Consider the following 26,911-nt stretch of genomic DNA (forward strand, 5'->3'; position numbering starts at 1 on the left):
ATGCAAAAATTATGGCTTCGGATTACTTTTTCTTTTCTTTTATTAATGTCTATCGCATTGCTTGTTTCCGGTTTTTTTATAGCCGACAAAGTAAAGGATACATACATGGATCTCAAAAAGGACCAACTATACGAAATGGCGCAATTAACTGTAAGAGCCATTAACACGGGCACTGATAGCGAAGTAAGGCTGCAGGAACAGGTAAAAGAGCTTTCCAAGACCATTACTTCACGAATTACAGTGATTGACCGGGACGGACATGTGCTTGCTCATTCAGAGGACAACCCTTCTGCCATGGAAAATCATGCCGACAGGCCGGAAGTTCGGCAGATTATAAAAAGCGGAAAGGACTCGGGGATATCGATTCGCTATAGTAAAACATTGGGGTACAACATGATGTACGTCACGATCCCCATGATTGAAGGTGACCAGGTAACAGGTGTTGTTCGGACATCACTATCCTTGGAGAAGGTGGAACAAGCAATCGAGCACCTGACAGCCACATTGACATTTGTTCTTTTTACAGCGATGCTGTTAACGACAATCGTCGGGGTCAGAATGGCAAAAGGGATTGCCAAGCCGATTGAAGAAATGATTACGGTATCCGAACGGTTAAAGGATAAAGATTATTCTGCAAGAGTGAGAATGCAGCCAAAAGGTGAGCTGGGGCGGCTTGCAAACGCCATCAACGTATTGGCGGCCAGCTTGAAAAGCCAAATGGAACAAATCCAGGAAAATGAGCAGCAGCTGATGGGTGTGTTAACCTACATGAAAAGCGGGGTACTGCTCGTTGATAAGGACGGAAGGATTTTACTCGCCAACCGTGCCATGGGGGACATGCTGGGGCTTGAACCAGAAACGCTAAAAGGCAAATTGCACGTAGAGGCGGGAAAAAGCGCTGATTTGAGCCGCCTTATTGATCAATGTCTCCTTGAAGGCAAGGAAATTAGAGATGAAATCCAATTTTATTTTCCAGATGAACGGATACTGGATGCCCACTTAGCCCCTTATGTTGGAAAAAGGAACGAATTAAAGGGCATCGTTGCGGTTCTTCATGATATTACGGATATCCGGCGTCTCGAGAAAATGCGCAGCGAGTTTGTGGCAAACGTTTCGCATGAATTGAAAACGCCAATTACTTCTGTTAAAGGGTTTGCGGAAACGCTGCTCGATGGAGCCATGGATGATGAGGAGTTGCTCCACGATTTCTTGAATATTATTCATAAAGAAAGTGTGCGGCTGCATCGGCTCATCAATGATATTTTACATCTATCCAAAATTGAACAGCATCTCGTTACACCGATAGTTGAAGAGGTAAACGTGACGGAAGTCATCCGTAACGTGGCGGAGACCATTCGAAAAGAAGTGAAGACAAAAGGGCTTGAGCTTGAACTTCCTGACAACACAAATGTATGGGTGGAAGGAGAAAGAGACCGGATTCAGCAAATTATTTTAAATCTCGTCTCCAACGCGGTCGTCTATACGCCTGAGGGCGGAAAGATTTCCGTATCCGTTTCGGAAAGGGAAAACGAAGTTGATATTCGTGTTCAAGATAACGGCATTGGGATCTCGAAAAAAGATCTTCCACGTATTTTTGAGCGCTTTTACAGAGTTGATAAGGCAAGAGCGCGTGATTCTGGCGGGACGGGACTCGGCCTTGCCATCGTGAAACATTTGATAGAATCGCACCATGGTTCCATTAAAGTAGAAAGTGAAGAAGGAGAGGGGACCATTTTTACAGTGACCCTCCCGAAAAAACAAGCAAACATGTAAAGGCCCCGAAAGCATTCAATCTTTCGGGGCTTTTTTGTGGAGAGCAGGTGTAAATTGATCTCCTAGTCTACAAACTTATTCATTGGGACGAACCATTCCAAAAACATCTGAACATTGGTCTAAACGCCATAGCTTAAAGCCGGGCAGCGGGTGAACAATGATTGCGGATTTTCGCTTCTTCTCAGTGAGGGCGGCTAACATGCTCCGATAATAATTACCGCTGTTGAAGCATCGTATCTTAATTATTTAGTTCGATCATTTTACCGGCTGCCATATAAACAATCCACTCGCAAATGTTTGTTGTGTAATCACCGATTCGTTCCAAATACTGGGCAACAAGCAAGAGGTGTGATGATTGGCTTATGGATGCCCGGTCACTTTTCATTAAATCAATCAGATCAAGAAAAATCTTTTTAAAATAAGCATCAACTTCATCATCCCGTTTGGAAATGGCGATGGCTTCATCCTTGTTCATTTCGATATACGCATCGAGCGTATCGCGAAGCATTTTTTGGGCGAGTTCCGCCATTAACGGGATATCCACCAGCGGTTTCGCATAGGTTTCATCTTTTAAATGAATGGTTGCTTTGGCGATGCTGACGGCGTGGTCCGCCATACGCTCCAAGTCTGTCGCTACTTTCAACGTCATGGCAATCCTTCTCAAATCGCTCCCGACGGGCTGTTGCAAAGCGATCAAGGAAAAACAAGATTTTTCAATGTTGACTTCGGCATCGTTGATCAGCTTGTCGCCTTCAATGACGGCTTCTGCAAGCGGAATATCCTTTTGAACGAGCGATTTGACCGATTTGTGTACTGCCTCTTCCACCATGATGCCCATCGTGAGAAGCTGTTGGTGCAGTTCCTTTAATTGCTCTTCAAACTGGGATCTGAGCATATTAAGTGTCCTCCTTTTTTAACCGAAGCGTCCGGTAATATAGTCTTCCGTTCTTTGATCGGAAGGGTTGGAAAACATGATGGAAGTATCATCGAACTCAATGAGCTCCCCGTTCAGGAAAAAGGCTGTCTTATCTGAAATTCTTGCAGCTTGCTGCATATTATGAGTAACGATGATAATACTGTATTTTTGCTTTAGCTCTTGCACCAATTCTTCGACTTTCATTGTCGAGATGGGGTCAAGGGCCGAAGTAGGTTCATCCATCAAGATAACATCCGGTTCCACTGCTAAACATCTCGCGATACATAGGCGCTGTTGTTGTCCTCCGGAAAGGCCATAGGCGTTTTCATGTAAGCGGTCCTTTACCTCATTCCAAAGAGCTGCACCCTTTAAGCTTTTTTCTGCAATTTCACGGAGAATTTTTTTATCCCGAATGCCGTGAATGACCGGGCCGTATATAACATTTTCATAAATGGATTTCGGAAACGGGTTGGGCTTTTGAAACACCATGCCCACTTTCGTTCTCAATTCCTCTACTCCGTACTTGCGGTCTAATATATTTTGATCTCTATATAATAACTGTCCAGACATTTTTACAGTCGGAATCAGATCGACCATACGGTTAAGGGATTTGACAAATGTGGACTTGCCGCAACCGGATGGTCCGATAATGGCGGTAACGTTATTTTCGGCAATGGCAATATTGATGTTTTTTAAAGCCTGGTCTTCTCCGTACCAGAGGTTTAATTCTTTAGCTTCAAAAACAGTATTCTGTTCAACACGGCTTTTTTTGGTTGTTTCCGGAGCTTTCTGTACTGCCTTTATAGTCATAGCCGACATATAAAGTCCTCCCTTTCGGTTTTAATAGCGTTTTGAAAACTTGTTTCTGATAATAATGGCAATCGAGTTCATCAAAATGAGCATGAACAGAAGGACAATAATTCCTGCAGCGGCTACATCATGAAACTCTGCTTGCGGTCTGCTTGTCCAGTTGTATATTTGGATTGGCATAACGGTAAAGCCCGACCAGATGCTTTCTGGAATAAATGCGATAAAAGTCATCGCTCCGATCATAATGAGTGGGGCTGTTTCACCGACTGCACGTGATAATGCCAAGATCGAACCGGTTAAGATTCCCGGAATGGCCGCCGGTAAAATGACGCGACGAATCGTTTGCCATTTCGTTGCTCCCATTCCGTAGGAGGCTTCTTGAAGATCCTTCGGAACGGCCCGGAGCGCTTCTTGTGATGCTACGACAATAACGGGAAGGATCAACAAACTCATGGTTAAACCACCGGCGAGAACACTTCTGCCCATTTCCAACATCCTTACAAAAACCGTCAGGCCCAAAAGACCGAAGACGATGGAAGGGACACCCGCCAAGTTGGAAATATTTACTTGGATAAAACGTGTAAAGCGATTTTTTTTCGCGTATAACTCAAGGTAAATCGCACAACCGACACCTAAAATAATCGAGACCGGCCCGGTAATCGCCATCACCCACAAGGTCCCAAAGATGGCGGCCTTAATTCCAGACTCTTCTGGTTTGCGGGAGGCAAAGTTTGTCAGAAAATCAAGGTCCAAATATCGGATGCCTTGACTCATTATACGATAAATGAGGATGGCCAAGACAATCAAACCTATCGACGTAGCCAGCATAAACAGCCATTTGGAAATGGTGTTTTTTATGAGCCGGCTGCCGATTCTTTTTTTAACCTCGGCTTTATTGATGAGTTCCATTAATATTCCTCCCTAAATCGCCTTGAAATCCATTGAGCAATCAAGTTCATAATGAGCGTGAAGACAAAGAGTGTCATTCCAACTGCATAAATGCTGTAGTAAATCGTTGAACCATAGGCAGCATCTCCGAGGCTCACCTGAACAATATAGGCGGTCATCGTTTGTATCGTTTCTGTTGGATCGAAAGTGAGGTTAGGCTTAGCGCCTCCGGCAATCGTTACAATCATCGTCTCACCTATTGCCCGAGAAAGCCCGAGGACAAAGGAGGCGATAATGCCTGATAATGCAGCGGGCAATACGACTTTCAAAGATACTTCAAGCTTTGTGGAGCCGAGCGCCAATGCCCCTTCCCTCATCGACCTTGGAACTGCCGACATGGCATCTTCCGATAATGAAGCAATAGATGGGATGATCATAATACCGACAACGATTCCCGGACTTAAAGCATTGAAGAAGTTAAGGTCAGGGATTATTTTTTGAAGGACGGGCGTTACAAATGTAAGTGCAAAAAAACCGTAAACAATCGTAGGGATACCGGCCAATACTTCCAAAATCGGTTTAATCACCTTTCTTGCTCTTTCACTTGCGTATTCACTTAAATAAATAGCAGCTGCGAGGCCAAGCGGAAATGCCACGATCACAGCGATCAAGGCAACGAGCAATGTTCCGGATATAAGAGAAATGATGCCATATTTTGGATCCGCTTCAAAAAAGGGAAGCCATTCTTTGCTCGTTATAAAATGTATAAAGTCAACACGGCTGAAAAATGTGAAGGTTTCAAATAGGAGTGTAGCAACAATGCCAATGGTCGTTAAAATAGAGATAATAGCCATTAAAAACAAAAAAACCGGAACGGATTTTTCGGCCAATCCCTGTTTAAATTTATTCTTTCTTTTATTTTCTTCAATCATTTTTGCAATGGAGATTTGCTCATTTTTCAGTTCCATTGGAAAACTCCTCATCTATTCATTAGTGAAGGTGAGGGGATACCAATCCCCTCACCTGTAACATTACTTTTTAAGTTCTTCCAACTTTGCCAAGCCATCCTCATATTCTTTTTCCTGGAGGCTGATATAGCCTACATCTTCAGATAAAGAACTTGCATTTTCAAGTGCGAATTTTACGTAATCATATACATGTTCTTTTTCAGCAATTGATTTATTGTTTACATAAAAGAACAGTGGACGTGAAAGCGGCTCATACTCGCCGTTCATGATCGTGTCATTGTCAGGAGTAATTGCTTCTCCTTTGCTGTTTACAATCGGAACGATTTTCAGGTCGTCTTTATTTTCAATGTAGTACGCGTAACCGAAAAATGCGATGGCGCCTTTGTCTCCCATGACACCTTGTACAAGCACATTGTCATCTTCAGATAAAGTAGCATCTTTTCTCATTTGCTCTTCTTCCAAAATGACTTCATTCCAATAGTCATATGTTCCGGAATCTGTTCCTGGGCTGAAGAAAGAAATTGGTTCTTCCGGCCATCCTTCACGGACGTCCGCCCACGTTTTTACCTTTCCGCTTTCCAACCACATTTTTTTCAACTCATCAACTGTTAGTTTGTCCACAAAGTCATTATCTTTATTTACGACAACCGAAAGGCCGTCATAGGCAATTTTAAATTCCGTGTATTCTATTCCAGCCTCTTTTAACTTAGCTGCTTCCTCATCTTTAATAGGCCGGGATGCGTTGCTGATATCTGTTTCGCCAGCGATGAACTTATTAAATCCTCCACCCGTTCCGGATACTCCTACGGGGGCTTTTACGTCAGGCTGCTCGGCAGCATATTCTTCAGATACGGCTTCCATGATTGGAAAGACGGTTGATGATCCGTCAATACCGACTGTTCCGGATAGTTCTTCCGCGCTTTTTGAATTGTTCCCACTTGAATTTTTCTCGTTGTCAGAGTTGCTGCCGTCCCCATTACCGCAAGCAGTGAGCAGCAATCCAAAGGATAAAGTGAGTGTTGCCAATGCGGGCTTCAATTTCATTGATAATTTTCCCCCTGTGTTTATGTGATGTTTACTACATGATCATCATAAGCGGACTTTATCAAGGTGCGGTTAAACTAATGTAAAGGATTTGTAAATATTTTATTAAGGGAAAATGAAGATCGCTTGATTGATAGATTGCAGACAAATAGGGAGACAAAGGAATTAATTGTTTTTCGTTGCGAAATTCACATCTTTTACTGCTTTTTTACATAGCTTTCATACTGCTTGAACGCATTCTTAAATATGAAATAGTACATTGAATATGCTAGCCTGCTTTCATCATAAAGGGGGTTTTTTACCTTGAGGAAAAGGTATATGGAGATGTTGGCTCTTATTTTTGCCATGGCGATGGCATCTGGGTGCATTGGCAAAGGCCAAACAGATGCCGCTCCCACATCAGAAGACCTTTCAGGTTCGATAACGATCGTGGGATCAAGTGCTCTGCAGCCATTAGTAGAAGCGGCTGCCCAACAATTTACAAGCATGCATCTTGATGCGGCCATCCATGTACAGGGAGGGGGCAGTGGAACAGGCTTGAGCAGTATTAGCGAAGGATATGTTGATATTGGAAATGCCGATTTATTTGCCGAGGAAAAAGCGGGTGTCGATCCTTCCCAACTCGTTGATCATAAAGTAGCTGTTACTGGAATGGGGCCGGTCACACATCCGGATACTGGTGTTGCCAATATTTCACATGAACAATTGATCGATATTTTTACCGGAAAAGTGAAGAATTGGAAAGAAGTAGGAGGAAAAGACGAGGAGATCGTGATCATTCATCGGGCGAAAGGTTCCGGTACGAGAGAGGTATTTGAGCAGATCGGGCTTAAAGAGGCCGAGCCAGCACCCGGAATGGAGCAAGATTCTTCCGGGACCGTCCGGAAAATTGTAAGTGAAACCCCTGGAGCAATCAGCTATCTTTCATTCTCTTATTTTGATGATTCTGTTATTGCTTTGGCCATTGATGGCATTGAACCGACATTGGAAAATGTCAGTACAAACTATTGGAAGATTTGGGCATATCAACACATGTATACAAATGGAGAGCCGACGGGGTTAACGAAATCGTTTCTGGATTATATGTTATCCGATGAGGTTCAAGAAGTGCTTGTGCCTGAGATGAATTATCTCCCGGTTCGTGAAATGGCTGTCGAGCGGGATGCGGAAGGAAATGTGATTGAAAAATAGTAGGTACCATAGGAGGAGCATTTTTTGGGAAAATCAATGATAGATTTGCATCCTTTGTATCAGGCAAATCCTAAATCCAAAATAGAACGAATAGTGCGGATGGCCCTGCGAGGGGCGGCATGGATTGCTCTATCTATAGCCCTATTTATTCTTGCTTTTGTGCTATGGAAAGGGCTGACGCCATTTATCGTAAATGATGGAAGCATATTCGTTTTTTTAACTGGACACATCTGGGACCCAGGGGCGGTCAACGGGTTGGGAAAGCCTTTGATCGGCGCGTTGCCGTTGATTTTGGGGTCATTTTCGGTGACGATCCTGTCGGTGCTGGCCACTGCCCCGATCGCCATCGGGGCAGCCATATTTATAAATGAAATTTCGCCGCGAATAGGCAAAACATTTTTGCAGCCGGTATTGGAATTGTTAATCGGAATTCCCTCTGTCGTATATGGTTTTTTGGGATTAAGCATGATCGTGCCACTGATTAGAAATCATATCGGGGGAAGCGGTTTTGGAGTGGCGGCGGCAGCCGTTGTACTATCTGCGATGATGTTGCCTACGGTGACATGTTTAGCGGTCAATGCTCTAAAACGGGTGCCTCCAGAATTTAGGGAGGCTTCTCTTGCTCTCGGTGCCACACGTTGGCAAACGATTTCTCGAATGGTGATGACGATTGCCCGCCCCGGTTTATGTTCAGCCGTCATTTTTGGTATATCCCGTGCTTTTGGAGAATCATTGGCGGTACAAATGGTGATAGGAAACGCTGTGGTGATTCCCGACTCACTGTTTCAGCCTGCTGCTACAATCACGAGCATATTAACTATGGGAATGGGCAATACGGTAATGGGCCAGACGGAAAATAACGCTTTATGGTCTCTTGCTCTTATTTTAATGGCGATGTCCTGTATTTTCATGATTTTCATGCGGTTGACAGGAAATTTAAGGAGAACTTTTTCATGAACCGAAAAGTGGCAAATCGGATAGCGACTATAGTGTTTTATTTGATTGCCGCAGTTCTTGTTGTCGTTTTGGCAGCCCTGCTCGGCTATAGTGTTTATCAAGGATTTCCCCAAATAAGCCGGGAATTTATCACATCGCCTCCGAACATATTTGCAGAAGGGGGAGGGATAGGTCCGCAACTGTTTAATTCCTTTTATTTAATGGTCCTTTCCATGTTGATGGCAACGCCTGTCGCTCTGGGGGCAGTACGCCAAGAAAAATGTTTGGACTGAATGGATAAGAGCTTTAATTGAAATGCTGGCATCACTTCCGTCGATTGTGATAGGAATTTTTATTTTTCTCACCTTTGTCGTCCATATGGGCTGGGGTTTTTCCATTTTATCAGGGGCAGTGGCATTAGCCATTTTTAATATGCCGCTCTTGGTCCAAGTCGTTGAAGAATCGGTACGAAGCGTCCCCAAGCAACAAAAACAGGCTGGTCTGGCCCTTGGTGTTTCCCAGTGGGAAACAATTGCTCATATCGTCTTGCCCGCTGCGCTTCCGGAGATCGTTACGGGGATGATTTTAGGGGCTGGAAGAGTGTTTGGTGAAGCGGGAGCCCTCATTTATACGGCGGGTATGAGCTCGCCCAATCTCGATTTTGCGAATTGGAATCCGTTCTCCCCTTCCTCTCCGCTCAATCCGATGAGACCGGCCGAGACGCTCGCAGTTCATATTTGGAAGGTGAATGGGGAAAGTATTGTACCTGATGCAGAAGCGATTTCAAGTGGTGCGACCCTTCTTCTCATCTTGTCCATCTTTATTTGTAATATCAGTGCCCGTATCATTGGAGCTTTCGTTTACCGAAGACTCACTTCTTCAAGCAAATAGGGGAGGCGCGAATCCGGATGTCTGTGTTTCAGATGGAAAAAACGGTAGATATCACAACACTACCCCAAGTAGAAACGATCGCTATAGAAGCGAAATCTATAAGTGTTTATTACAGAAAAAAGCATGGAATTTACAAAGTATCCCTTCGTTTTTCAGCCAACCATGTCACCGCGCTCATCGGTCCATCCGGCTGCGGAAAAACGACTCTGTTGCGCAGTTTGAACCGAATGAATGACGAAGTGGAAGGATGTATCGTGTCAGGGTCGATTTTGTTCAGCGGGGTCAATATAAATGCTCCATCCATCAATGTATTTGAATTAAGAAAGCGGATTGGCATGGTTTTTCAGGAGCCGAATGTGTTTGCCAAATCGGTTTATCAAAATGTGGCGTTTGGACCTATCCGCCACGGTGTAAAAGATAAGCATCGCTTGGCGGAAATTGTGGAAGAGAGTCTGCAAATGGCCGCATTATGGGATGAAGTAAAAGATAAGCTCCACAGCTCGGCGTTGACGTTATCGGGAGGGCAGCAGCAAAGGCTTTGCATCGCCAGAGCGATTGCTTTACAGCCTGAAATTTTGTTATTGGATGAACCAACCTCATCCCTCGACCCGATTTCTACCGGGAAATTGGAGCAGTTGATCGGAGAACTGAAAAAGAATTATACGATCATCTTCGTCACCCACGATATGCAGCAAGCGGCGCGCATATCGGATTATACAGCTTTTTTTCACATGGGTAAGCTGATCGAAAGCGGAAGGACGAAAGAGTTGTTTACAAATCCAAAGGACGAGCGCACTGAAAGGTTTATCAGCGGAAGGTTTGGATGATAGAGTATAGGAGTTTGAAATGCTGTTTCCGCAGCCGGTAAAAGTACGGTATGTGCGGGGCAGCTTTGTTTATTTTCCATTATATATGGTAAGTCGGGATAAAATCACTTTGAAGGGAACCGGTCTCATGGTACAATCTTCAAAATAAAGAAATGGATGGGTGATGCAATTGGGAATACATCATTATTTTAAAAGCTTGTCGGACTTAGAGATGATTTACCGCTGTCCCGGGAAGTTTAAGTTTCAGGAACATTCCGTTGCCAGCCATTCTTTTAAGGTGACCAAAATTGCCCAGTTTCTGGGTACGGTAGAAGAGTTGGCGGGCAAGGATGTCGATTGGCGGCTTTTATATGAAAAAGCCTTAAACCATGATTATGCCGAGCTTTTCACAGGAGATATCAAAACTCCGGTGAAATATTCTTCCCCAGAATTGAAGCGGCTTTTCAATGAGGTGGAGGAGGAGATGACGCGGAAGTTCATTGAAAGGGAATTTCCGAAAGAATTCCAGAAAGTTTACTTGGGGCGTTTCAAGGAAGGGAAGGATGAAACGCTTGAAGGGCGAATTTTGGCAGTGGCGGATAAAATTGATTTATTATATGAATCCTTCGGCGAAATTCAGAAGGAAAATCCGGAGCCGTTATTTTTGGAAATTTACGAGGAAGCTTTAAGTACGATCCTATTATTTAAGGAAATGACGTGCGTTCAGTACTTTTTGCAGGAAATCCTCCCGGATATGCTGCGGGAGCGCTTTATTGAGCAGAGTGAACTTGTGGAGATTACAGAAAAGATGGTTGAAGCGAGCAAAAACGATTAAAAAACTGCTTGCACTTTTCAAGCGTATCGGAAACACTTGTAATAGGCGATCGTTTGAGACGGGGGGATGTCCATGATTGATAAAATCATTTCAGCAATCTTTTTGCCAGCTTTCTTTATGATCTTTTTTACAAGGGTGACTTATAGCCGGCTTGTGGGATTTTTGCTTACCGTGGCGCTGATAATCGTGTCTGCGTATAATGGTTACTTGCATAAATGGTGGGTGATTATTATCGAGGCAGCGTCGCTCACGATTGGTCTTTTTATCGTGAACTGGACAATAATGAAAAAAAGAAACAAGAAAAACACTTCATAAATCGGAAATGAACATCCCGATGACATGAAGTGTTTTTACATTTCTGAAAGGGATATGGAGTTCCGAAAGAAGAAGGTTGAGGGAAACATATCCGCGCATGGGAGGGTGTTGCCCGCGGATGAGCGTCTAATGCCCGTATAAGGTGAAAATCCCCGTGGGTGAGCGTCTAATGCCCCGTATAAGGTGAAAATCCCCGTGGGTGAGCGTCAATACCCCGTATAAGGTGAAAATCCCCGCGGATGAGCGTCTAATACCCCGTATAAGGTGAAAATTCCCGCGGATGAGCGTCTAATGCCCCGCGTATAAGGTGAAAATCCCCGCGGATGAGCGTCTAATGCCCCGCGTATAAGCAGAAATATCCGCGGCTCAGAGGAGTGCAACGGTTGTCACCAGTTTTGCAATCCCAACAAGCAGTGTGTACATTTGCTGAAACCTTCATATTTGTCGAGTGGCCAAGTGGTTAACAAATATTCTTTATAGTAAGTGATTCGTCCCATAGTATAATGGTTTTATTGTATGGAGGTGAAGCCGGTGCGGCCCATTTTACTCGGTGTAGTTGCGGCGTTCTTTTTTTCAGTCACTTTTATATTTAACAGGGCGATGGAGTTGTCGGGGGGAAGCTGGATTTGGAGCGCTTCTTTGCGATATTTGTTTATGATCCCTTTTTTGGTTGCCATCGTCGCTCTTAAGGGAAATTTCTTGCCACTAATACGGGAATTGAAAGCCCGGCCAATGGAATGGCTTCTTTGGAGCACTGTCGGGTTTGGTTTGTTTTACGCGCCACTTACATTTGCGGCCGGATATGGCCCCGGATGGCTGATTGCGGGAACTTGGCAAGTGACAATTATTTCCGGGTCGCTGCTCGTTCCGCTGTTTTACGAGACGATCCAAACTGAAACCGGGCCGATTGTGATAAGAGGACGAATCCCGTACAGGGGGCTGGCCATGTCGCTGATTATGTTATTGGGAATCGGTTTGATGCAAATGGAACATATGAAGCAATTATCGTGGCAAAATGTCCTTTTGTGCATGGTCCCGGTGATTGTGGCCTCTTTTGCGTATCCTCTTGGAAACCGAAAGATGATGGCAGTATGTGGAGGAAGGTTGGATACTTATCAGCGTGTACTTGGGATGACGCTTGCCAGCATGCCGTTTTGGGGTGTGCTTGTCATATGGGAGTGGGGTTCTTCAGGTCCTCCGTCTATGGAGCAAACTATGCAATCATTGCTCGTGGCGGTTTCCTCCGGTGTCATTGCAACAGTTCTGTTCTTCCGGGCAACCGATCTTGTGAAAGACGATATGAGAAAACTGGCGGCGGTCGAAGCAACACAATCAATGGAGGTATTGTTCGCTCTTGGCGGAGAGATTATTTTATTAAGTACTCCCCTGCCGACAATGGTTTCACTTGCTGGCATGCTTCTTGTAGTTGCCGGGATGGTTTTGCACAGTTATGTATCACATGCAAATAGTATGGAAAAAGCCGCGTAAACTGGTACTTGTATGGAAGCGTTCGCTCAAGGTTTTGTATGGGGAAACTTGAACTCTGTTTGGGTTAATGACAGGCGCCACGCTTTTTTTATGGATACCTTGGCTGCATGTGGTATTTGGAAACTTACTGGTGTTGTAATCCCGAACCCGGCATTTTTAATATGAACGGAAAAAAGCCGGTTGAAGCCATGTGTCCTTGAAGAACAAAAGGCTTTAGGAAATATCAAAAACAAGATCCGCGCCGATTAGCACAAGGAGGATTTATTGTCCGATGTCTAATGGATAGGTACTATTCCAATGGTCATTCTGGTGGGATTTAAGCTAGGGTTTATTTATGTTGTTGTTATACTCGCGATTGTCATGCAGTTAATCATAGAGTTTTGAGTGCAGGCAAAAAGTTGACACGCTCGAAAAAAGTCCTTGAAGCCATGGCGGTGGTGGTATAGGGAGTCAAGTGCTTTTTGACGAGGCGAATTTCACATTCGCTTATGTCAGGAAGCGGGAAGGGGGGCAATAAGTCAATGCCCTTCCCTTCTATTATAAAAGAGTAGTGATATGTAAACGCCGTTCGACTTAGTTCGACAGAACCAGAGCAAACTTCGGCAGTGACACATCGATATTTTCAAGAATGTCTGCCTACAGCAGTACGAGTGCAAGCGAAGGTGACAGGGTAAAAGGAAAGATTTGAAAGCATCGTCAACGCCTAAAAGATGCTATAAGCTTTTTCAAGGACGTCGCTCTCTGAAGTTGCCAACAGGACACTGCGATCTCAGGCCTTTGGTGTATTTTTATCAGAGGGACTTAGAGTTGGCAGACTAAGCAAACTTCCTCGTATAGCAACGTCTGCATGGGCCTAACTCTCCGGCTGCTTGCAGTTTCGCTGTATCTCATAGTAGAGGGCTCCCGTTTAAACGGCCGCTCGTGTTATAGCAATCTTGTTTCCACTTCTTTTTCTTTTAAGACCGCCTTGTCTTTTAGAAACATGTTGGCGATTTCCTTGCCGGCGATGGAGCGGCTGAACAGAAAACCTTGCACTTCATTGCAGCCGTATTTTTTTAGGAGTTGATATTGGGCACTCGTTTCCACTCCTTCTGCGATTACTTTTTTTTGCAGCCCTTTCGACAATTCAATGATAAATTTAACAATCATCTCATCTTCAACACTGTGAACGATGTTATGTATAAAGGATCTGTCGATTTTGATCGTATGGAATGGATACTGCTTTAAATAGTGTATGGATGAAAAGCCTGTGCCATAATCGTCCAAAGCAATGCTGATGCCCATTTCCGCCAGTTTTTCCAGTTGCTTTCGGATGAGTTCGCTTGATTTTAACAAGGAACTTTCCGTTAACTCCAGTTCAATGGAAGAAGGTGGTACAGAATAATCTTTCAAGCACTGCCTTATCCTGTCTATTAGGTCATTTTTCAAAAAGCTTTTTGCTGACAAGTTTATGGAAATTTTATGAAAAGGGACCTGCTCTTTTTTCCATTGCTGGATTTGTTGGCAAACCGTACGGATAACAAAGTCATCAATGAGTTGAATGACTTTCCCGTTTTCTTCGGCCATCGGAATAAATGTTGCGGGTGCCACATTCCCTTTGCAGGGATGCTCCCAACGGACAAGCGCCTCGGCTCCAATCGCTTTTTGAGTAAGGACATCAATTTTTGGTTGGTATTCTACATAAAGCTCTTCATTTTGTATGGCCTTTAGCAAGTCGGCTTCCAATTCAAATTTTTTCAGTGTTTCTGCTTTCATCTCGGGCAAATAAAATTGGAAGTTTCCGTTTCCCCGTTCTTCAGCATGTTTCAAAGCAATTCGCGCTTTTTTAAACAATGTTTGAAAATTTTTCCCGTCATAAGGAAACATGCTTCCCCCGATTGTTGCTGTAAATTGAAGATCTTGATGGTTTATGGTGAAGGGGGTTTCAATATGATTGATCAGCTTTTGAGCATCGGAAATGTATTGGTCGTAAGTGTCTGGCTCTGTCCCTTTTAGAAGAATGCCAAGAGTATTTTCTTCGATGCGGAAAACGATATCGTCGTTCTTTTCGTTATTGGTCATATGAGAAACGATTGATTGAATCACTTTTTCTCCTGCTTCAAGTCCGTATACATCAATCACATCATCTAGTTCATCAATGGTTACATAAAAAAAAGCAAAGGTGTCATTTTTATCCACATGTGAAAGCCGTTGATTGACATATTTCTTGGCATGATAATAGCCTGGTTCGCCTTTTAAATAATTAAGCTTTTGGCATGTTTTCAGCTCGATGATGACGACAACTCCTAATAAATCATCATCAATGGATAACGGAATAAATGTAAACTCAGTGTTCAACTGTTGATTGTCAGGGCCTTTGACCGTTGCCTCACTAATGAGGATGGATTCGTCAGCGGCCTTATTCACTTTAAAATATGAAAAAATATGATCAAATATGTTTAGAGCAGATGGATTTTCAATGTCTGCTATATGTAGCAGTTCATGCCCTTTTTGATTGCAAAAAATGATGTTGCCCTTATGGTCAAAAAGGCAAATTGCATGTTCGGAATGCTGGAATGCAATAGAAAAAGCTTCTTCCAAGTTTATGGGCGGCCTGCGTATTTGCCGCCTTTTCCATGTAACTAGCTTCTTAAAGTTCAATGTTGCCCCTTCTTTCCATACTACGCTAATATCGGATCACCTTGCAGAATACAAAGAGTGTCATTATTGTGTTTGATCCATCGCTTGTTTTAATAATTCCTTTTGTTTCAGGTTTAATAATTGGTCGAGTTCTTGACTAAGCTTAACCGTTTTAGCGGCTGTTAGGCCAAATTTTCGCGCACTTCTAATCATTTGTTTCTTCTTAATATAAATGGAGTAATCAATAAAAGGTTTTATAGTCGTGTCACCTCCAAACAAAAAAATCCACCCGATAGAAAAGGTGGATTTTTATTGCATGGAAAAAGTGAACAAAATGATACAATAGTTCCGTCATTTCCAGATCCATCCTTCTTCGGTAACCCGGCTGCCATAGATTTCCCGTAGGCCCGTGGCTTTGCGTCCCTGATTTTCATCAAGTTTGCCATTATCGAAAGGTAGTCATATGTACCCACATTTTAACACCCCATTTTTTTATTTACAACGAAAATTGCCGAAATTTATAATAAATGGTCGAAAATGGTATAGCCTTTTAGGCCTGCCCTTTTCAAACGGCTCTGTATGGCAATGTCATACGAAAATATGTTCGGCCAAACTGTTTACGAAGGCGCATGTTGTGTTAAAATGAATGTATGTGAATCATATCCATTACCTTTCCGATTAACAGTCGGAAGATCATATAGATAGCAGATAAAGGGAGGATGCGGCTTTGATCAACCAGTTTGATATCGTATCGAATTATAAGCCGTCCGGCGATCAGCCAAAGGCGATTGCTCAGCTTGTGGAAGGAATTCGTTCCGGAAAAAAATATCAGACGCTTTTGGGGGCAACAGGAACGGGAAAAACGTTTACGGTGTCGAATGTCATTAAGGAAGTAAACAAACCGACACTCGTCATTGCCCATAACAAGACGCTCGCCGGTCAGCTTTATAGTGAGTTTAAAGAGTTTTTTCCTAACAATGCTGTTGAATATTTTGTCAGTTTCTATGATTATTATCAACCTGAGGCCTATGTTCCCCAGACAGATACATTTATTGAAAAAGACTCCAGTGTCAATGATGAGATCAACAGACTCAGGCACTCGGCGACGTCAGCTTTATTTGAGCGGAAAGATGTCATTATTATTGCGAGTGTTTCCTGTATTTACGGACTCGGTTCCCCGACAGAATACCGTGAGCACGTCCTTTCTCTCCGGACAGGAATGGAGATTGAAAGAAACAATCTGCTTCGCAGGCTGGTGGATCTACAATACGCGCGCAATGATATTGAATTTACAAATGGAACTTTTCGGGTTCGTGGGGATGTCGTCGAAATTTTCCCGATTGCGCGAGAAGAACAATGCATACGGGTGGAATTTTTTGGAGATGAAATCGACCGGATTCGAGTGGTCGACGCCCTCACGGGGGAAATAGTGGGAGACAGAGAACATGCCGCTATTTTTCCGGCTTCCCACTATGTGACAGCGGAAGATAAATTGAGAATTGCCATTAAGAATATAGAAGAAGAACTGGAAGAGCGTTTAGCCGAGCTGCGTGCGGAAGATAAATTGCTCGAAGCCCAGCGTCTAGAACAAAGAACCCGGTATGATTTGGAAATGATGCGGGAAATGGGCTTTTGCTCAGGGATTGAAAACTATTCCCGTCATTTAACGCTCAGACCGCCAGGCGCAACGCCATACACGTTGCTCGACTATTTTCCAGATGACTTCCAAATAGTCATTGACGAATCACACGTAACACTCCCGCAAATCCGCGGCATGTATAATGGAGATCAGGCAAGGAAGCAGGTGCTCGTTGATCACGGTTTCCGCCTCCCGTCAGCCTTAGATAACCGGCCGCTCAAGTTTGAAGAGTTTGAGCAGTACATCCACCAGGTTATTTTTGTGTCGGCCACACCAGGCCCTTATGAACTGGAAAAAACACCCAAAATGGTGGAGCAAATTATCCGTCCGACCGGACTGTTGGATCCAACCATTGATGTCCGGCCAATTGAGGGCCAAATTGATGATTTGCTCGGCGAAATTCAGGATCGGGTTGCCAAAAACGAGCGTGTCCTTATTACGACGCTGACGAAAAAAATGTCGGAAGATTTAACGGATTATTTGAAGGATGTAGGGGTCAAGGTACAGTATTTGCACTCGGAGATAAAAACACTTGAGCGAATAGAAATCATACGGGATTTACGTGTCGGCAAATTTGATGTCCTTGTCGGTATCAACTTGCTCCGGGAAGGGCTTGATATTCCGGAGGTATCGCTTGTAGCTATTCTTGATGCCGATAAGGAAGGATTCCTCCGTTCCGAGCGTTCACTGATTCAAACAATCGGCCGGGCCGCTCGGAATGCGAACGGCCATGTGATCATGTACGCCGACAATGTGACAGACTCGATGAAAAAAGCGATTTCCGAAACAAAGCGGAGGCGCGCCATCCAAGAAGAGTACAATCGAAAACATGGCATTATCCCAACAACCATTCAAAAAGATATTCGCGACGTCATTCGCGCGACGGTTGCGGCTGAAGACAGCGCAGAATACGAATATCAAACGGAAAAACTATCGAAAAACGAAAAAGAAAAGCTGATTGCTTCAATGGAAATAGAAATGAAAGAAGCAGCCAAAGCGCTTGATTTTGAAAGAGCGGCACAGCTTCGAGACGCTATTTTGGAGCTAAAAGCGGAAGGATGAAACGACGATGGCACTTGATAAAATAGTTGTTCAAGGCGCACGGGCCCATAATTTAAAAAATATTGATGTCACAATCCCGAGAGATAAATTGGTAGTTGTAACGGGATTATCAGGCTCCGGGAAATCTTCGCTTGCATTCGATACGATTTATGCAGAAGGTCAAAGACGCTACGTGGAATCACTTTCTGCTTATGCACGGCAGTTCTTGGGACAAATGGATAAGCCTGACGTCGATGCAATCGAAGGGCTGTCTCCGGCGATCTCGATTGACCAGAAGACGACGAGCCGGAATCCGCGCTCCACTGTCGGTACGGTGACAGAGATTTATGATTATTTGCGTTTGCTGTTTGCCCGAATCGGCAAACCTGTATGTCCGATTCACGGAATCGAAATTACGTCGCAAACGATTGAACAAATGGTTGATCGAATCATGGCGTATCCAGAGCGCACACGACTTCAAGTTCTGGCGCCTGTCGTTTCTGGACGCAAGGGAACACACGCTAAGGTGCTGGAAGAGATTAAAAAGCAGGGCTTTGTTCGTCTCAGGGTTAATGGTGAAACGCTTGATCTCAGTGAAGAAATTCGCCTGGAAAAAAATAAAAAACACTCTATCGAAGTCATAGTTGACCGCATTATTGTTAAAGAGGGAGTGGAAAGCCGTCTGGCAGATTCCCTCGAAACGGCTCTCGGCCTTGGGGATGGAAAAGTCATCATTGATGTCATTGGAGAAGAGGAACTGCTTTTTAGCGAACAGCTCGCATGTCCGGAATGCGGTTTTTCCATTAATAAGCTGGAACCGCGCATGTTTTCTTTCAACAGTCCATTTGGAGCGTGCCCAGATTGTGACGGACTCGGCTCCAAGCTCGAAGTAGATAAAGAACTTGTCATTCCCGATTGGGATTTGACGTTGAACGAGGGTGCGATTGCCCCATGGATTCCGGTGAGCTCCCGATATTATCCACAGTTGTTACAATCGGTTTGCCATCACTATGGCATTGATATGGATGTTCCGGTAAAGAACTTGCCTAAAGCCCAAATGGACAAAATTTTGTATGGTTCCGGAAATGAGGTCATCTTGTTCCGATATCAAAATGACTTTGGGCAAATACGCGAAAACAAGATCCGGTTTGAAGGGGTCTTAAGAAATGTGGAACGGCGTTATCAGGAGACGAGTTCTGATTATATCCGAGAGCAAATGGAAAGATATATGGCGGAACATCCTTGCCAAAGCTGTAACGGTTATCGGTTGAGGGTGGAAAGCCTCGCTGTAAAAGTGGAGGGCAACCATATCGGCGAGGTGACCGAGTTATCAATCAAGGAAGCGCAGCAGTTTTTTCAAACGATTCATTTGACGGAAAAAGAAAAACAAATTGCGAACCTGATTTTAAAAGAAATATCTGAACGCCTGCACTTTTTGGTGAATGTCGGTCTGGATTACTTGACGTTGAGTCGTACGGCCGGAACATTATCAGGCGGTGAGGCGCAACGGATCAGGCTTGCCACCCAAATCGGCTCCCGGCTGACCGGAGTGCTGTATATATTGGACGAACCGTCTATTGGTCTTCATCAGCGTGATAACGACAGATTGATCGACACGCTTAAAAGCATGCGCGACATAGGCAATACTCTTATCGTCGTGGAGCATGATGAAGATACGATACTTGCGGCTGACTATCTCATTGACATCGGTCCGGGAGCGGGCGTGCATGGCGGTGAGGTTGTCGCGTGTGGAACACCCGAAGAAGTGATGAAGCAGGCAGGCTCATTGACGGGAGAGTATTTGTCTGGAGTAAAATTCATTCCCATTCCGTTAGAGCGTCGTCCGGGAGATGGCCGATTTCTGGAAATAAAAGGGGCGAAAGAAAACAATTTAAAAAACGTCAATGTGAAGCTTCCACTTGGTGTTTTTATTACAGTAACCGGCGTTTCCGGGTCGGGAAAAAGCACACTCGTAAATGAGATTTTGCATAAAACATTAGCGCAAAAGCTCCACAAAGCAAAAGCAAAACCCGGCTTGCATAAAGAAATCAAAGGTTTGGAGCATTTGGAGAAAGTCATAGATATCGACCAGTCGCCCATTGGCCGGACGCCAAGATCAAACCCGGCAACCTATACGGGCGTATTTGATGATATACGCGACGTGTTTGCTGCCACGAACGAAGCAAAGGTGCGCGGGTACAAAAAAGGCCGCTTCAGTTTCAATGTGAAAGGCGGCCGCTGTGAAGCTTGCCGCGGGGACGGAATTATCAAGATTGAAATGCACTTTTTGCCTGATGTGTATGTTCCATGTGAAGTGTGCCACGGAAAAAGGTATAACCGCGAAACGCTGGAAGTAAAATATAAAGGCAAAAATATCTCAGATGTACTTGATATGACCATTGATGACGCATTGGAGTTTTTCGAAAATATCCCGAGGATCAAAAGAAAATTACAAACAATTACGGATGTCGGACTTGGTTACATGAAGTTGGGCCAACCAGCCACGACGCTTTCGGGCGGAGAGGCCCAGCGTGTGAAGCTTGCTTCTGAATTGCACAAACGTTCAAATGGGCGCTCCATCTATATTTTGGATGAGCCGACAACGGGGTTGCATACGGATGATATTGCCCGGTTGTTGACGGTATTGCAGCGTCTTGTTGACAGCGGCAATACGGTGCTTGTGATCGAGCATAATCTCGATGTCATCAAGACGGCCGACTATATTATTGACCTTGGACCGGAAGGCGGGGATAAAGGAGGAACGGTCGTTGTGACAGGAACTCCTGAAAAAGTGGTGCAATGTGAGAACTCTTATACAGGACGATATTTAAAGCCCATATTAGAGCGTGATAAAAAGCGGATGAAGCGGCTCATTTCCTCGGGAGCAACCAGTGTGAAACAGGCTGTTGCCAAATAAATCTTTTTAAAGTGAAACAAAAAGGCTACTCTAATCGTATAATCCAGTACACAACCAAAAAGGAGGAGCGACATGAATCAAGATCGAAAAAGAATACTTGAAATGGTACAAGAGGGGAAGCTGTCCGCTCAGGAAGCGATTATTTTGCTCGATGCATTGGAAGGGAAAGCACCCGCTCCTGATTTGAAAAGTGGTGCCGCTGAAGAAAGCCAGGCAGAATTTGATTTTTCAACAACTGATTCATCTGCAAAGCAAAGTGCTGGAAAAGAAGGTACAGAAAGTGGAAAAAACGAGGAAGACAATTTTTACAAGCAAATTGAAAATGCTGGTGAACGAATTTTTGACTTTGTCAATACGGCATTGCGGAAGGTTAAAGAAATGGACTTTCAGTTCAACCAATCTGTTGAAATACCGCATGTTTTTCAGCAAAGCGGGGAAGGAATTGAGAGGATCGACATCGATATCGCCAATGGGCCGGTAAGGGTCATTCCTTGGGACCAAGAAGAGGTGCGCATCGAATGTCAAGCCAAAGTATACCGTATTGAAGATCGGGAAGAAGGGCGCAGCTATTTCTTGGATAATACGATTTTTTCACAAGACAACAGCATGCTTTGCTTTGCTACGAAATCAAAGTGGATGCGGGTTGAATCTATCGTTTATGTTCCGAAAAAAAGGTATAAAAAGATTGCGGTTCGGATTTTTACTGGCGAATTGACGAGTGAACGGTTGGAATGTGATTATTTGCTCGTGAAAACGACAAACGGAAAAGTGGATTTGGAAAATGTTTCAGGTGAAAAATTGGAGATCGAAACGGTCAACGGGCAAATTAAAGTGAAGGAATCCCAGGCTGATGAAGTGGAAGCTGAAACGATTAATGGGGCTATCGATGTACTTGCTTCATGTAAAAAAGCGGAGCTCAAATCGTTTAACGGAAATATCACTTGTTCTCTAAAAGATACTGAAACGAAAATATTCGAGGCAAAAGCTGTAACGGGAAATATTCATCTATATGTTCCGGTTACCGCTGGAGTGGACGGGGAACTTCGTTCCAATCTCGGAAGTTATACTCTTAATTTGCAGGATGTAAACATCTTGCATGAAAAACGGGAAGTTATTCAAAAGCAGATGAAGTTTAAACGGACAGGTACTGAGGGAGAAACAATCCATGTTCTCGCAGATACTAAAACCGGCTCCGTATTTGTTTCAAGCAATGCCGAAAAGGAAGCCTAACATATGAGGTGGCTTATCGGAATTGTCATCAATGGGATTTTGTTTATCGCTCTTGCTGGCTATTTTGAGGGCTTTTACGTTTCCGGTTTCGGAGCCGCACTTGCCGCCAGCCTAGTGCTGTCTATCTTAAACATACTTGTGCGGCCGATTCTGATTTTGTTTACCTTGCCCATCACAATTTTAACGTTAGGACTGTTTCTTCTTGTCATCAATGCTCTTACATTATTGATGACGGACGCCCTCATGGGCAGCAGCTTTGAAATCGACGGCTTTGGATTGGCATTTCTCACTGCCATCATCATGTCCATCGTCAATATCATCATTCAAAAAGCGGTTATCGAACCCCGCAAGTAAAAAACCGGACAGCGCGGCTGTCCGGTTTTTTTTTATCCGCGTATAAAGCAAAATACCCGCGTATAGCGGAATCAATTTTAAAAGTTCCCACGCCCATGTAAAACGACAGGCTTTCCTGTCTAAAATAGAAGAAAGATGTTGAAGGGTAGAGATTCCCTCTGATAAAATGCTAAAATAGATCTATGATTTTGGAATTGAACAGCAAGAGGCTTTGTTATGGGAGGGATTCCGTTGGCGACAGTTCGTACGGAAGATATTATAAAAGAATTCAACTTGGAGTTGATCAGCGGTGAAGATGGGGTTCATCGGCCCGTGACAACGAGCGATATTTCAAGGCCGGGATTGGAAATTGCCGGCTTTTTTCACTATTATCCAGCGGAACGTCTGCAGCTTTTGGGAAGGACGGAAGTGAAATTCACTGAGATGCTCATGAAGCGGGAAAGGCGTTTCCGGATGGAGCAGTTATGCAGTGATTTGACTCCGGGCATTATTATTACAAGGGAGCTGGATGTTCCGCAAGAATTGATTGAAGTATCTGAAGAAAAGTCTGTTCCGGTAATGCGGACTCCGATGAAAACGACTGGCTTTGCAAGCCGTTTGACATATTATTTGGAAAACAAACTGGCGCCAACGACTGCCGTACATGGAGTGCTTGTTGATATTTTCGGCGTCGGTGTCTTAATTACGGGTCAAAGCGGAGTCGGAAAAAGTGAGACGGCACTCGCTCTCATAGAAAGAGGACACAGGCTAGTGGCGGACGATTGCGTTGAGATCAGGCAGGTTGACATGGATCGCCTTGTCGGAACGGCTCCTGAATTGCTTGAGCATCTGCTTGAAATCCGCGGGCTCGGCATTATCAATGTCATGACCCTATTTGGAGCGGGGGCCGTCAGGCCGTATAAGCGGATTACTTTAACCATCCATTTGGAATTATGGGATGAAAATAAGCATTACGATCGTCTCGGCTTAGATGAAGAAAAAGTAAAAATCTTCGACACGGAAATTACAAAATTGACGGTGCCCGTCAGGCCCGGCCGCAACCTCGCCGTTATTATTGAAGTGGCGGCTATGAATTTCCGGTCAAAAAGAATGGGAATGAATGCAGCAGAACAATTTGCCAATCGCCTTTCGGAAGTCATGACAAAAGAACAAGATGATTAATGTTGCAGGAAAATTTTCATATATATTAACAAATTGGAGTTGAGAACGTATGGAGTCGGAAATTCAGCCGTTAAATCCGGTTGCGATCGAGTTAGGACCGCTTCCAGTCCATTGGTATGGGATTATTATCGTGCTTGGAATTGCCATTGCCCTTTATCTCGCCATGCGCGAAGGTCAAAAACATAAACTTGATAAAGAAATTTTTCCCGACTTGCTGATTTGGGCCATTCCCATATCGATCCTTTCAGCGAGAGCTTATTATGTATTATTTCAATGGGAATATTATTCTCAAAATCCGGGAGACATCATCAAAGTCTGGGAAGGCGGCATCGCGATTCACGGGGCATTGATCGGTGCGGTCGCGACAGCCGTTATCTTTGCAAGAGCGCGCGGACTATCTTTTTGGAAGCTTGCCGACATTGCAGCGCCAAGCATCATTTTAGGGCAAGCGATTGGACGATGGGGAAACTTCATAAACCAAGAAGCATACGGAGAAGAAGTATCAAGGCAGTTTCTTGAGGGTTTACATCTCCCTCAATTTATCATTGATCAGATGTACATAAACGGGGCGTATCACCACCCTACATTCCTATATGAGTCAATTTGGAACATATTGGGCTTTATACTGCTGATCGTGCTTAGAAAAGCAAACTTGCGCCGCGGGGAGCTCTTTTTGTCCTATGTGATTTGGTATTCGATCGGCCGTTTCTTTATTGAAGGCATGAGGACGGACAGTCTCATGTTAATGGGCAGCCTCCGAATGGCTCAAGTCATTTCTCTCATTTTAATAATCGGAGCCATCCTTTTGATCATTTATAGAAGAAAAGCCGGCTATGCCAAAGCCGGTTATAACGAATGAAATATAATACGTTATGGGGAGAATAAAGAATGTTTGCAACTTCGCTGAAAAATGGCGGCATCGTCGGTCTTAAGACAACGTGGACTTTGGGAAAAATTATATTTCCTGTCACGCTGATCGTTGTTTTGCTGCAGCATACGCCTGTCTTGCCAGGGGTGGTCCGCCTTCTTGAACCGCTTATGGGACTGTTCGGTTTGTCCGGAGACGCGGCTATTCCGCTTGCTCTAGGAAATTTCTTAAATCTGTATGCTGCTATCGGTGGTATTTTATCGTTGGATTTGACGGTGAAAGAGGTCTTTATCATTGCCGTCATGCTTTCTTTTTCACATAACTTATTAATCGAATCGTCTGTTGCCGTCAAAGTCGGGGTTTCTTTTTGGGTGATTCTTGCTGTTAGGATCGGTCTGGCCGTCATGTCGGCAATTGTCATTAATCTTGTTTGGAGCGGCGGACAAGAGATGGCCAATACGGGATGATTCCCGCCCAAGAAGAACAGGTGGCCGGGATGGTCGCTATCATTCTGCTCGCTTTAAAAAAAGCGACGTTGGGGATTGTTCAGCTAGCCATCATTGTCATTCCGCTCATGATGGGGATTCAACTTTTAAAAGACTATCGTTGGCTTGATACTTTTTCCCGCTGGACTTCCCCATTCACCCGGATGCTTGGAATGAAAGAAAATACATCTACAACATTGGCAGCCGGATTGGTGTTTGGGCTTGCTTTTGGGGCAGGAGTCATGATCCAGGCCGTCAAGGAAGATGGGGTATCCAAAAAGGATGCAACGCTTGCCTTTATATTTCTAGTGGCTTGCCATGCTGTTATTGAAGACACTTTAATATTCATTCCCCTGGGGATTCCAATATTGCCGCTGTTTTTAATTCGCCTCGTCACAGCTATCCTGCTTACCATGTTTGTGGCTGTTGTTTGGAGGCAAGTTGAAACTGCCAGAGAAGGGAAAGTGGCTTAAATATGAATGAACAAATTACAACGATTTTATTTGACCTGGACGGAACCTTGCTCGACACGAACGAACTGATCGTTACATCATATTTGCATACGTTTGAGCAATTTTTTCCCGGACGTTTCAAACGTGAAGATGTCATGCCGTTTCTCGGACCGCCATTGTATGACGCCTTTGAAAGTGTCGATCCGGACAAAGCGGAAGAAATGGTGAAAATGTACCGGGATTTCAACATGGAAAAGCATGATCTTCTTGTTCGGGAATTTGAAGGTGTATTTGAAACAATCCGGACACTCCACGAAAATGACATGAAAATGGCGATTGTTTCCACAAAAATTAGAAAAACAGTTGTAAAAGGCTTGAAGCTTACAGGTTTGGATCAATTTTTTGATGTCATCATAACACTTGACGATGTGGAAAAAGCCAAACCCGATCCTGAACCGCTTTTAAAAGCGCTTGGCGCACTTGAATCAGAGCCGCATGAAGCCATTATGATCGGGGATAATTACCATGACATTTTAGGCGGAAAAAATGCTGGTACGTTTACGTGCGGAGTCGCATGGTCTTTAAAGGGAAAGGATTACCTGGAGCAGTTTCATCCAGACTTTATGTTGAAAAAAATGCCTGATTTATTGGATATTGTCAAGGTGGGTGTACAATGAGAAAAACAGATCGTTTTCCCGTCAAGGGAGCCAATTCCCTTTGGCATGTGTATAAAACAGTTCCATTTTGGAAAGTGATCCGAAATTTTATTGTGATACAGCTAGCCCGCTATACCCCCTTTTTGGCAATGAAAAATTGGATGTATCGCTTTTTTTTAAAGGTAAAAGTCGGGGAAAACACTTCGTTTGCGCTGATGGTTATGCTTGATGTGATGTTTCCTGAAAAAATATCAGTCGGTAAAAACTCGATCATCGGCTACAATACGACTATCTTGGCACATGAATATTTGATCGAAGAATACCGGCTCGGAGATGTGGTGATTGGGGATGAAGTGATGATCGGTGCCAACTCCACCATCCTTCCGGGGGTAACGATTGGAAACGGGGCGATTGTTTCCGCAGGTACGCTCGTTCACAAAGATGTCCCTGCAGGTGTTTTTGCCGGAGGCAATCCGATGAGGATCATCTATACGAAAGAAGAAATGGAAGAGCGAAGGAAATCCGATCCTTTATATAATAAAACCGAGACCCGTCAATAACCTCCGACACGGAGGTTATTTTTGTTCCAAGTAATATATAGAAAGTATATGATTAAATTGTCGCTGTT

At 44.1% G+C, this 26,911-nt stretch carries 22 protein-coding genes, 2 pseudogenes and 1 riboswitch; of the genes and pseudogenes, 17 read left to right on the forward strand and 7 right to left on the reverse strand.

The genetic code is table 11. The features are described 5' to 3' along the window. Window positions 1-1,773 carry an ATP-binding protein gene (locus MHB50_RS02525; RefSeq protein ID WP_340084818.1) on the forward strand — a complete coding sequence of 591 codons (1,773 nt, stop codon included), beginning with the start codon at window positions 1-3 and terminating at the stop codon, window positions 1,771-1,773. A gap of 238 nt (window positions 1,774-2,011) precedes the next feature. Here MHB50_RS02525 and phoU read toward each other — a convergent pair whose 3' ends face one another. The 5 genes from phoU to MHB50_RS02550 form a co-directional block, all read right to left on the reverse strand. After that, on the reverse strand, window positions 2,012-2,668 hold the full coding sequence (gene phoU / locus MHB50_RS02530; RefSeq protein ID WP_077112898.1) for a phosphate signaling complex protein PhoU: 657 nt from the start codon (window positions 2,666-2,668) through the stop codon (window positions 2,012-2,014). Between the two features lie 18 nt (window positions 2,669-2,686). Continuing rightward, window positions 2,687-3,499 carry a phosphate ABC transporter ATP-binding protein PstB gene (gene pstB, locus MHB50_RS02535; protein ID WP_139345682.1) on the reverse strand — a complete coding sequence of 271 codons (813 nt, stop codon included), beginning with the start codon at window positions 3,497-3,499 and terminating at the stop codon, window positions 2,687-2,689. A gap of 30 nt (window positions 3,500-3,529) precedes the next feature. Beyond that, window positions 3,530-4,408 (reverse strand): phosphate ABC transporter permease PstA, encoded by an 879-nt coding sequence (gene pstA / locus MHB50_RS02540; RefSeq protein WP_077112896.1) that lies wholly within the window; start codon window positions 4,406-4,408, stop codon window positions 3,530-3,532. Beyond that, entirely contained in the window at window positions 4,408-5,355 is a 948-nt protein-coding gene (pstC, locus tag MHB50_RS02545) for a phosphate ABC transporter permease subunit PstC (RefSeq protein WP_083717624.1), read from the reverse strand. Before pstC (MHB50_RS02545) ends, pstA (MHB50_RS02540) begins: the two co-directional genes overlap by 1 nt. Before the next feature lie 63 nt (window positions 5,356-5,418). Then, on the reverse strand, window positions 5,419-6,399 hold the full coding sequence (locus MHB50_RS02550; protein WP_077112894.1) for a PstS family phosphate ABC transporter substrate-binding protein: 981 nt from the start codon (window positions 6,397-6,399) through the stop codon (window positions 5,419-5,421). A gap of 351 nt (window positions 6,400-6,750) precedes the next feature. On the opposite strand from MHB50_RS02550, the gene MHB50_RS02555 reads away from it, so the two are divergent. The 7 genes and pseudogenes from MHB50_RS02555 to MHB50_RS02585 all read left to right on the forward strand — a co-directional run bounded on the left by MHB50_RS02555 (window position 6,751) and on the right by MHB50_RS02585 (window position 12,861). Then, window positions 6,751-7,590 carry a phosphate ABC transporter substrate-binding protein gene (locus tag MHB50_RS02555; protein WP_340085275.1) on the forward strand — a complete coding sequence of 280 codons (840 nt, stop codon included), beginning with the start codon at window positions 6,751-6,753 and terminating at the stop codon, window positions 7,588-7,590. A 99-nt stretch (window positions 7,591-7,689) separates the two neighbouring features. Continuing rightward, window positions 7,690-8,547: a phosphate ABC transporter permease subunit PstC gene (gene pstC / locus MHB50_RS02560; protein WP_236016971.1), complete on the forward strand. Its 858-nt coding sequence runs from the start codon at window positions 7,690-7,692 to the stop codon at window positions 8,545-8,547. Continuing rightward, window positions 8,544-9,417: pseudogene (pstA, locus tag MHB50_RS02565) on the forward strand (phosphate ABC transporter permease PstA). Before pstC (MHB50_RS02560) ends, pstA (MHB50_RS02565) begins: the two are co-directional and overlap by 4 nt. Window positions 9,418-9,449: 32 nt before the next feature. Continuing rightward, on the forward strand, window positions 9,450-10,244 hold the full coding sequence (pstB, locus tag MHB50_RS02570; RefSeq protein WP_139345680.1) for a phosphate ABC transporter ATP-binding protein PstB: 795 nt from the start codon (window positions 9,450-9,452) through the stop codon (window positions 10,242-10,244). Window positions 10,245-10,413: 169 nt separating this feature from the next. Continuing rightward, window positions 10,414-11,058, forward strand: a complete 645-nt coding sequence (locus tag MHB50_RS02575) for an HD domain-containing protein (protein WP_340085277.1) — start codon at window positions 10,414-10,416, stop codon at window positions 11,056-11,058. 72 nt (window positions 11,059-11,130) lie between these two features. After that, window positions 11,131-11,373, forward strand: a complete 243-nt coding sequence (locus MHB50_RS02580) for a DUF2198 family protein (protein ID WP_077112890.1) — start codon at window positions 11,131-11,133, stop codon at window positions 11,371-11,373. A 531-nt stretch (window positions 11,374-11,904) separates the two neighbouring features. After that, on the forward strand, window positions 11,905-12,861 hold the full coding sequence (locus tag MHB50_RS02585; RefSeq protein WP_340084819.1) for a multidrug resistance efflux transporter family protein: 957 nt from the start codon (window positions 11,905-11,907) through the stop codon (window positions 12,859-12,861). 924 nt (window positions 12,862-13,785) lie between these two features. Here the strand turns inward: MHB50_RS02585 and MHB50_RS02590 are convergent. Together MHB50_RS02590 and MHB50_RS02595 are read right to left on the reverse strand one after the other, a co-directional pair. After that, a complete protein-coding gene (locus MHB50_RS02590) occupies window positions 13,786-15,501 on the reverse strand; it encodes an EAL domain-containing protein (RefSeq protein WP_339161668.1) in 1,716 nt (571 codons plus the stop codon). A gap of 63 nt (window positions 15,502-15,564) precedes the next feature. Continuing rightward, complete coding sequence (locus tag MHB50_RS02595) at window positions 15,565-15,759, reverse strand: aspartyl-phosphate phosphatase Spo0E family protein (protein WP_077112888.1); 195 nt, start codon at window positions 15,757-15,759, stop codon at window positions 15,565-15,567. 93 nt (window positions 15,760-15,852) lie between these two features. Further along, a riboswitch (cyclic di-GMP riboswitch) is annotated at window positions 15,853-15,934 on the reverse strand. Window positions 15,935-16,207: 273 nt separating this feature from the next. Between MHB50_RS02595 and uvrB the strand changes: the two genes are divergently transcribed. From uvrB to MHB50_RS02640, 9 genes and pseudogenes are all read left to right on the forward strand, one after another. Continuing rightward, complete coding sequence (gene uvrB, locus MHB50_RS02600; protein WP_339161670.1) at window positions 16,208-18,181, forward strand: excinuclease ABC subunit UvrB; 1,974 nt, start codon at window positions 16,208-16,210, stop codon at window positions 18,179-18,181. 7 nt (window positions 18,182-18,188) lie between these two features. After that, a complete protein-coding gene (uvrA, locus tag MHB50_RS02605) occupies window positions 18,189-21,077 on the forward strand; it encodes an excinuclease ABC subunit UvrA (RefSeq protein ID WP_340084820.1) in 2,889 nt (962 codons plus the stop codon). Window positions 21,078-21,149: 72 nt separating this feature from the next. Beyond that, window positions 21,150-22,307, forward strand: a complete 1,158-nt coding sequence (locus tag MHB50_RS02610; protein ID WP_340084821.1) for a DUF4097 domain-containing protein — start codon at window positions 21,150-21,152, stop codon at window positions 22,305-22,307. 3 nt (window positions 22,308-22,310) lie between these two features. Then, window positions 22,311-22,661, forward strand: coding sequence for a phage holin family protein (locus MHB50_RS02615; RefSeq protein ID WP_077112884.1), 351 nt, complete (start codon window positions 22,311-22,313; stop codon window positions 22,659-22,661). A gap of 231 nt (window positions 22,662-22,892) precedes the next feature. Further along, a complete protein-coding gene (gene hprK / locus MHB50_RS02620; RefSeq protein ID WP_139345676.1) occupies window positions 22,893-23,822 on the forward strand; it encodes an HPr(Ser) kinase/phosphatase in 930 nt (309 codons plus the stop codon). A gap of 49 nt (window positions 23,823-23,871) precedes the next feature. Next, window positions 23,872-24,681, forward strand: a complete 810-nt coding sequence (gene lgt / locus MHB50_RS02625) for a prolipoprotein diacylglyceryl transferase (protein WP_340084822.1) — start codon at window positions 23,872-23,874, stop codon at window positions 24,679-24,681. 29 nt (window positions 24,682-24,710) lie between these two features. Further along, a pseudogene (locus tag MHB50_RS02630) lies at window positions 24,711-25,648 on the forward strand (nucleoside recognition domain-containing protein). A gap of 2 nt (window positions 25,649-25,650) precedes the next feature. Beyond that, entirely contained in the window at window positions 25,651-26,304 is a 654-nt protein-coding gene (gene ppaX, locus MHB50_RS02635) for a pyrophosphatase PpaX (protein ID WP_340084823.1), read from the forward strand. Further along, on the forward strand, window positions 26,301-26,843 hold the full coding sequence (locus MHB50_RS02640) for an acyltransferase (protein WP_077112879.1): 543 nt from the start codon (window positions 26,301-26,303) through the stop codon (window positions 26,841-26,843). The genes ppaX and MHB50_RS02640 overlap by 4 nt, the downstream gene beginning before the upstream one ends. The last annotated feature ends 68 nt before the right edge of the window (window positions 26,844-26,911 follow it).

Origin of the sequence: Siminovitchia sp. FSL H7-0308 (assembly GCF_037980985.1) — a bacterium.
GTDB lineage: Bacteria > Bacillota > Bacilli > Bacillales > Bacillaceae_C > Siminovitchia > Siminovitchia thermophila.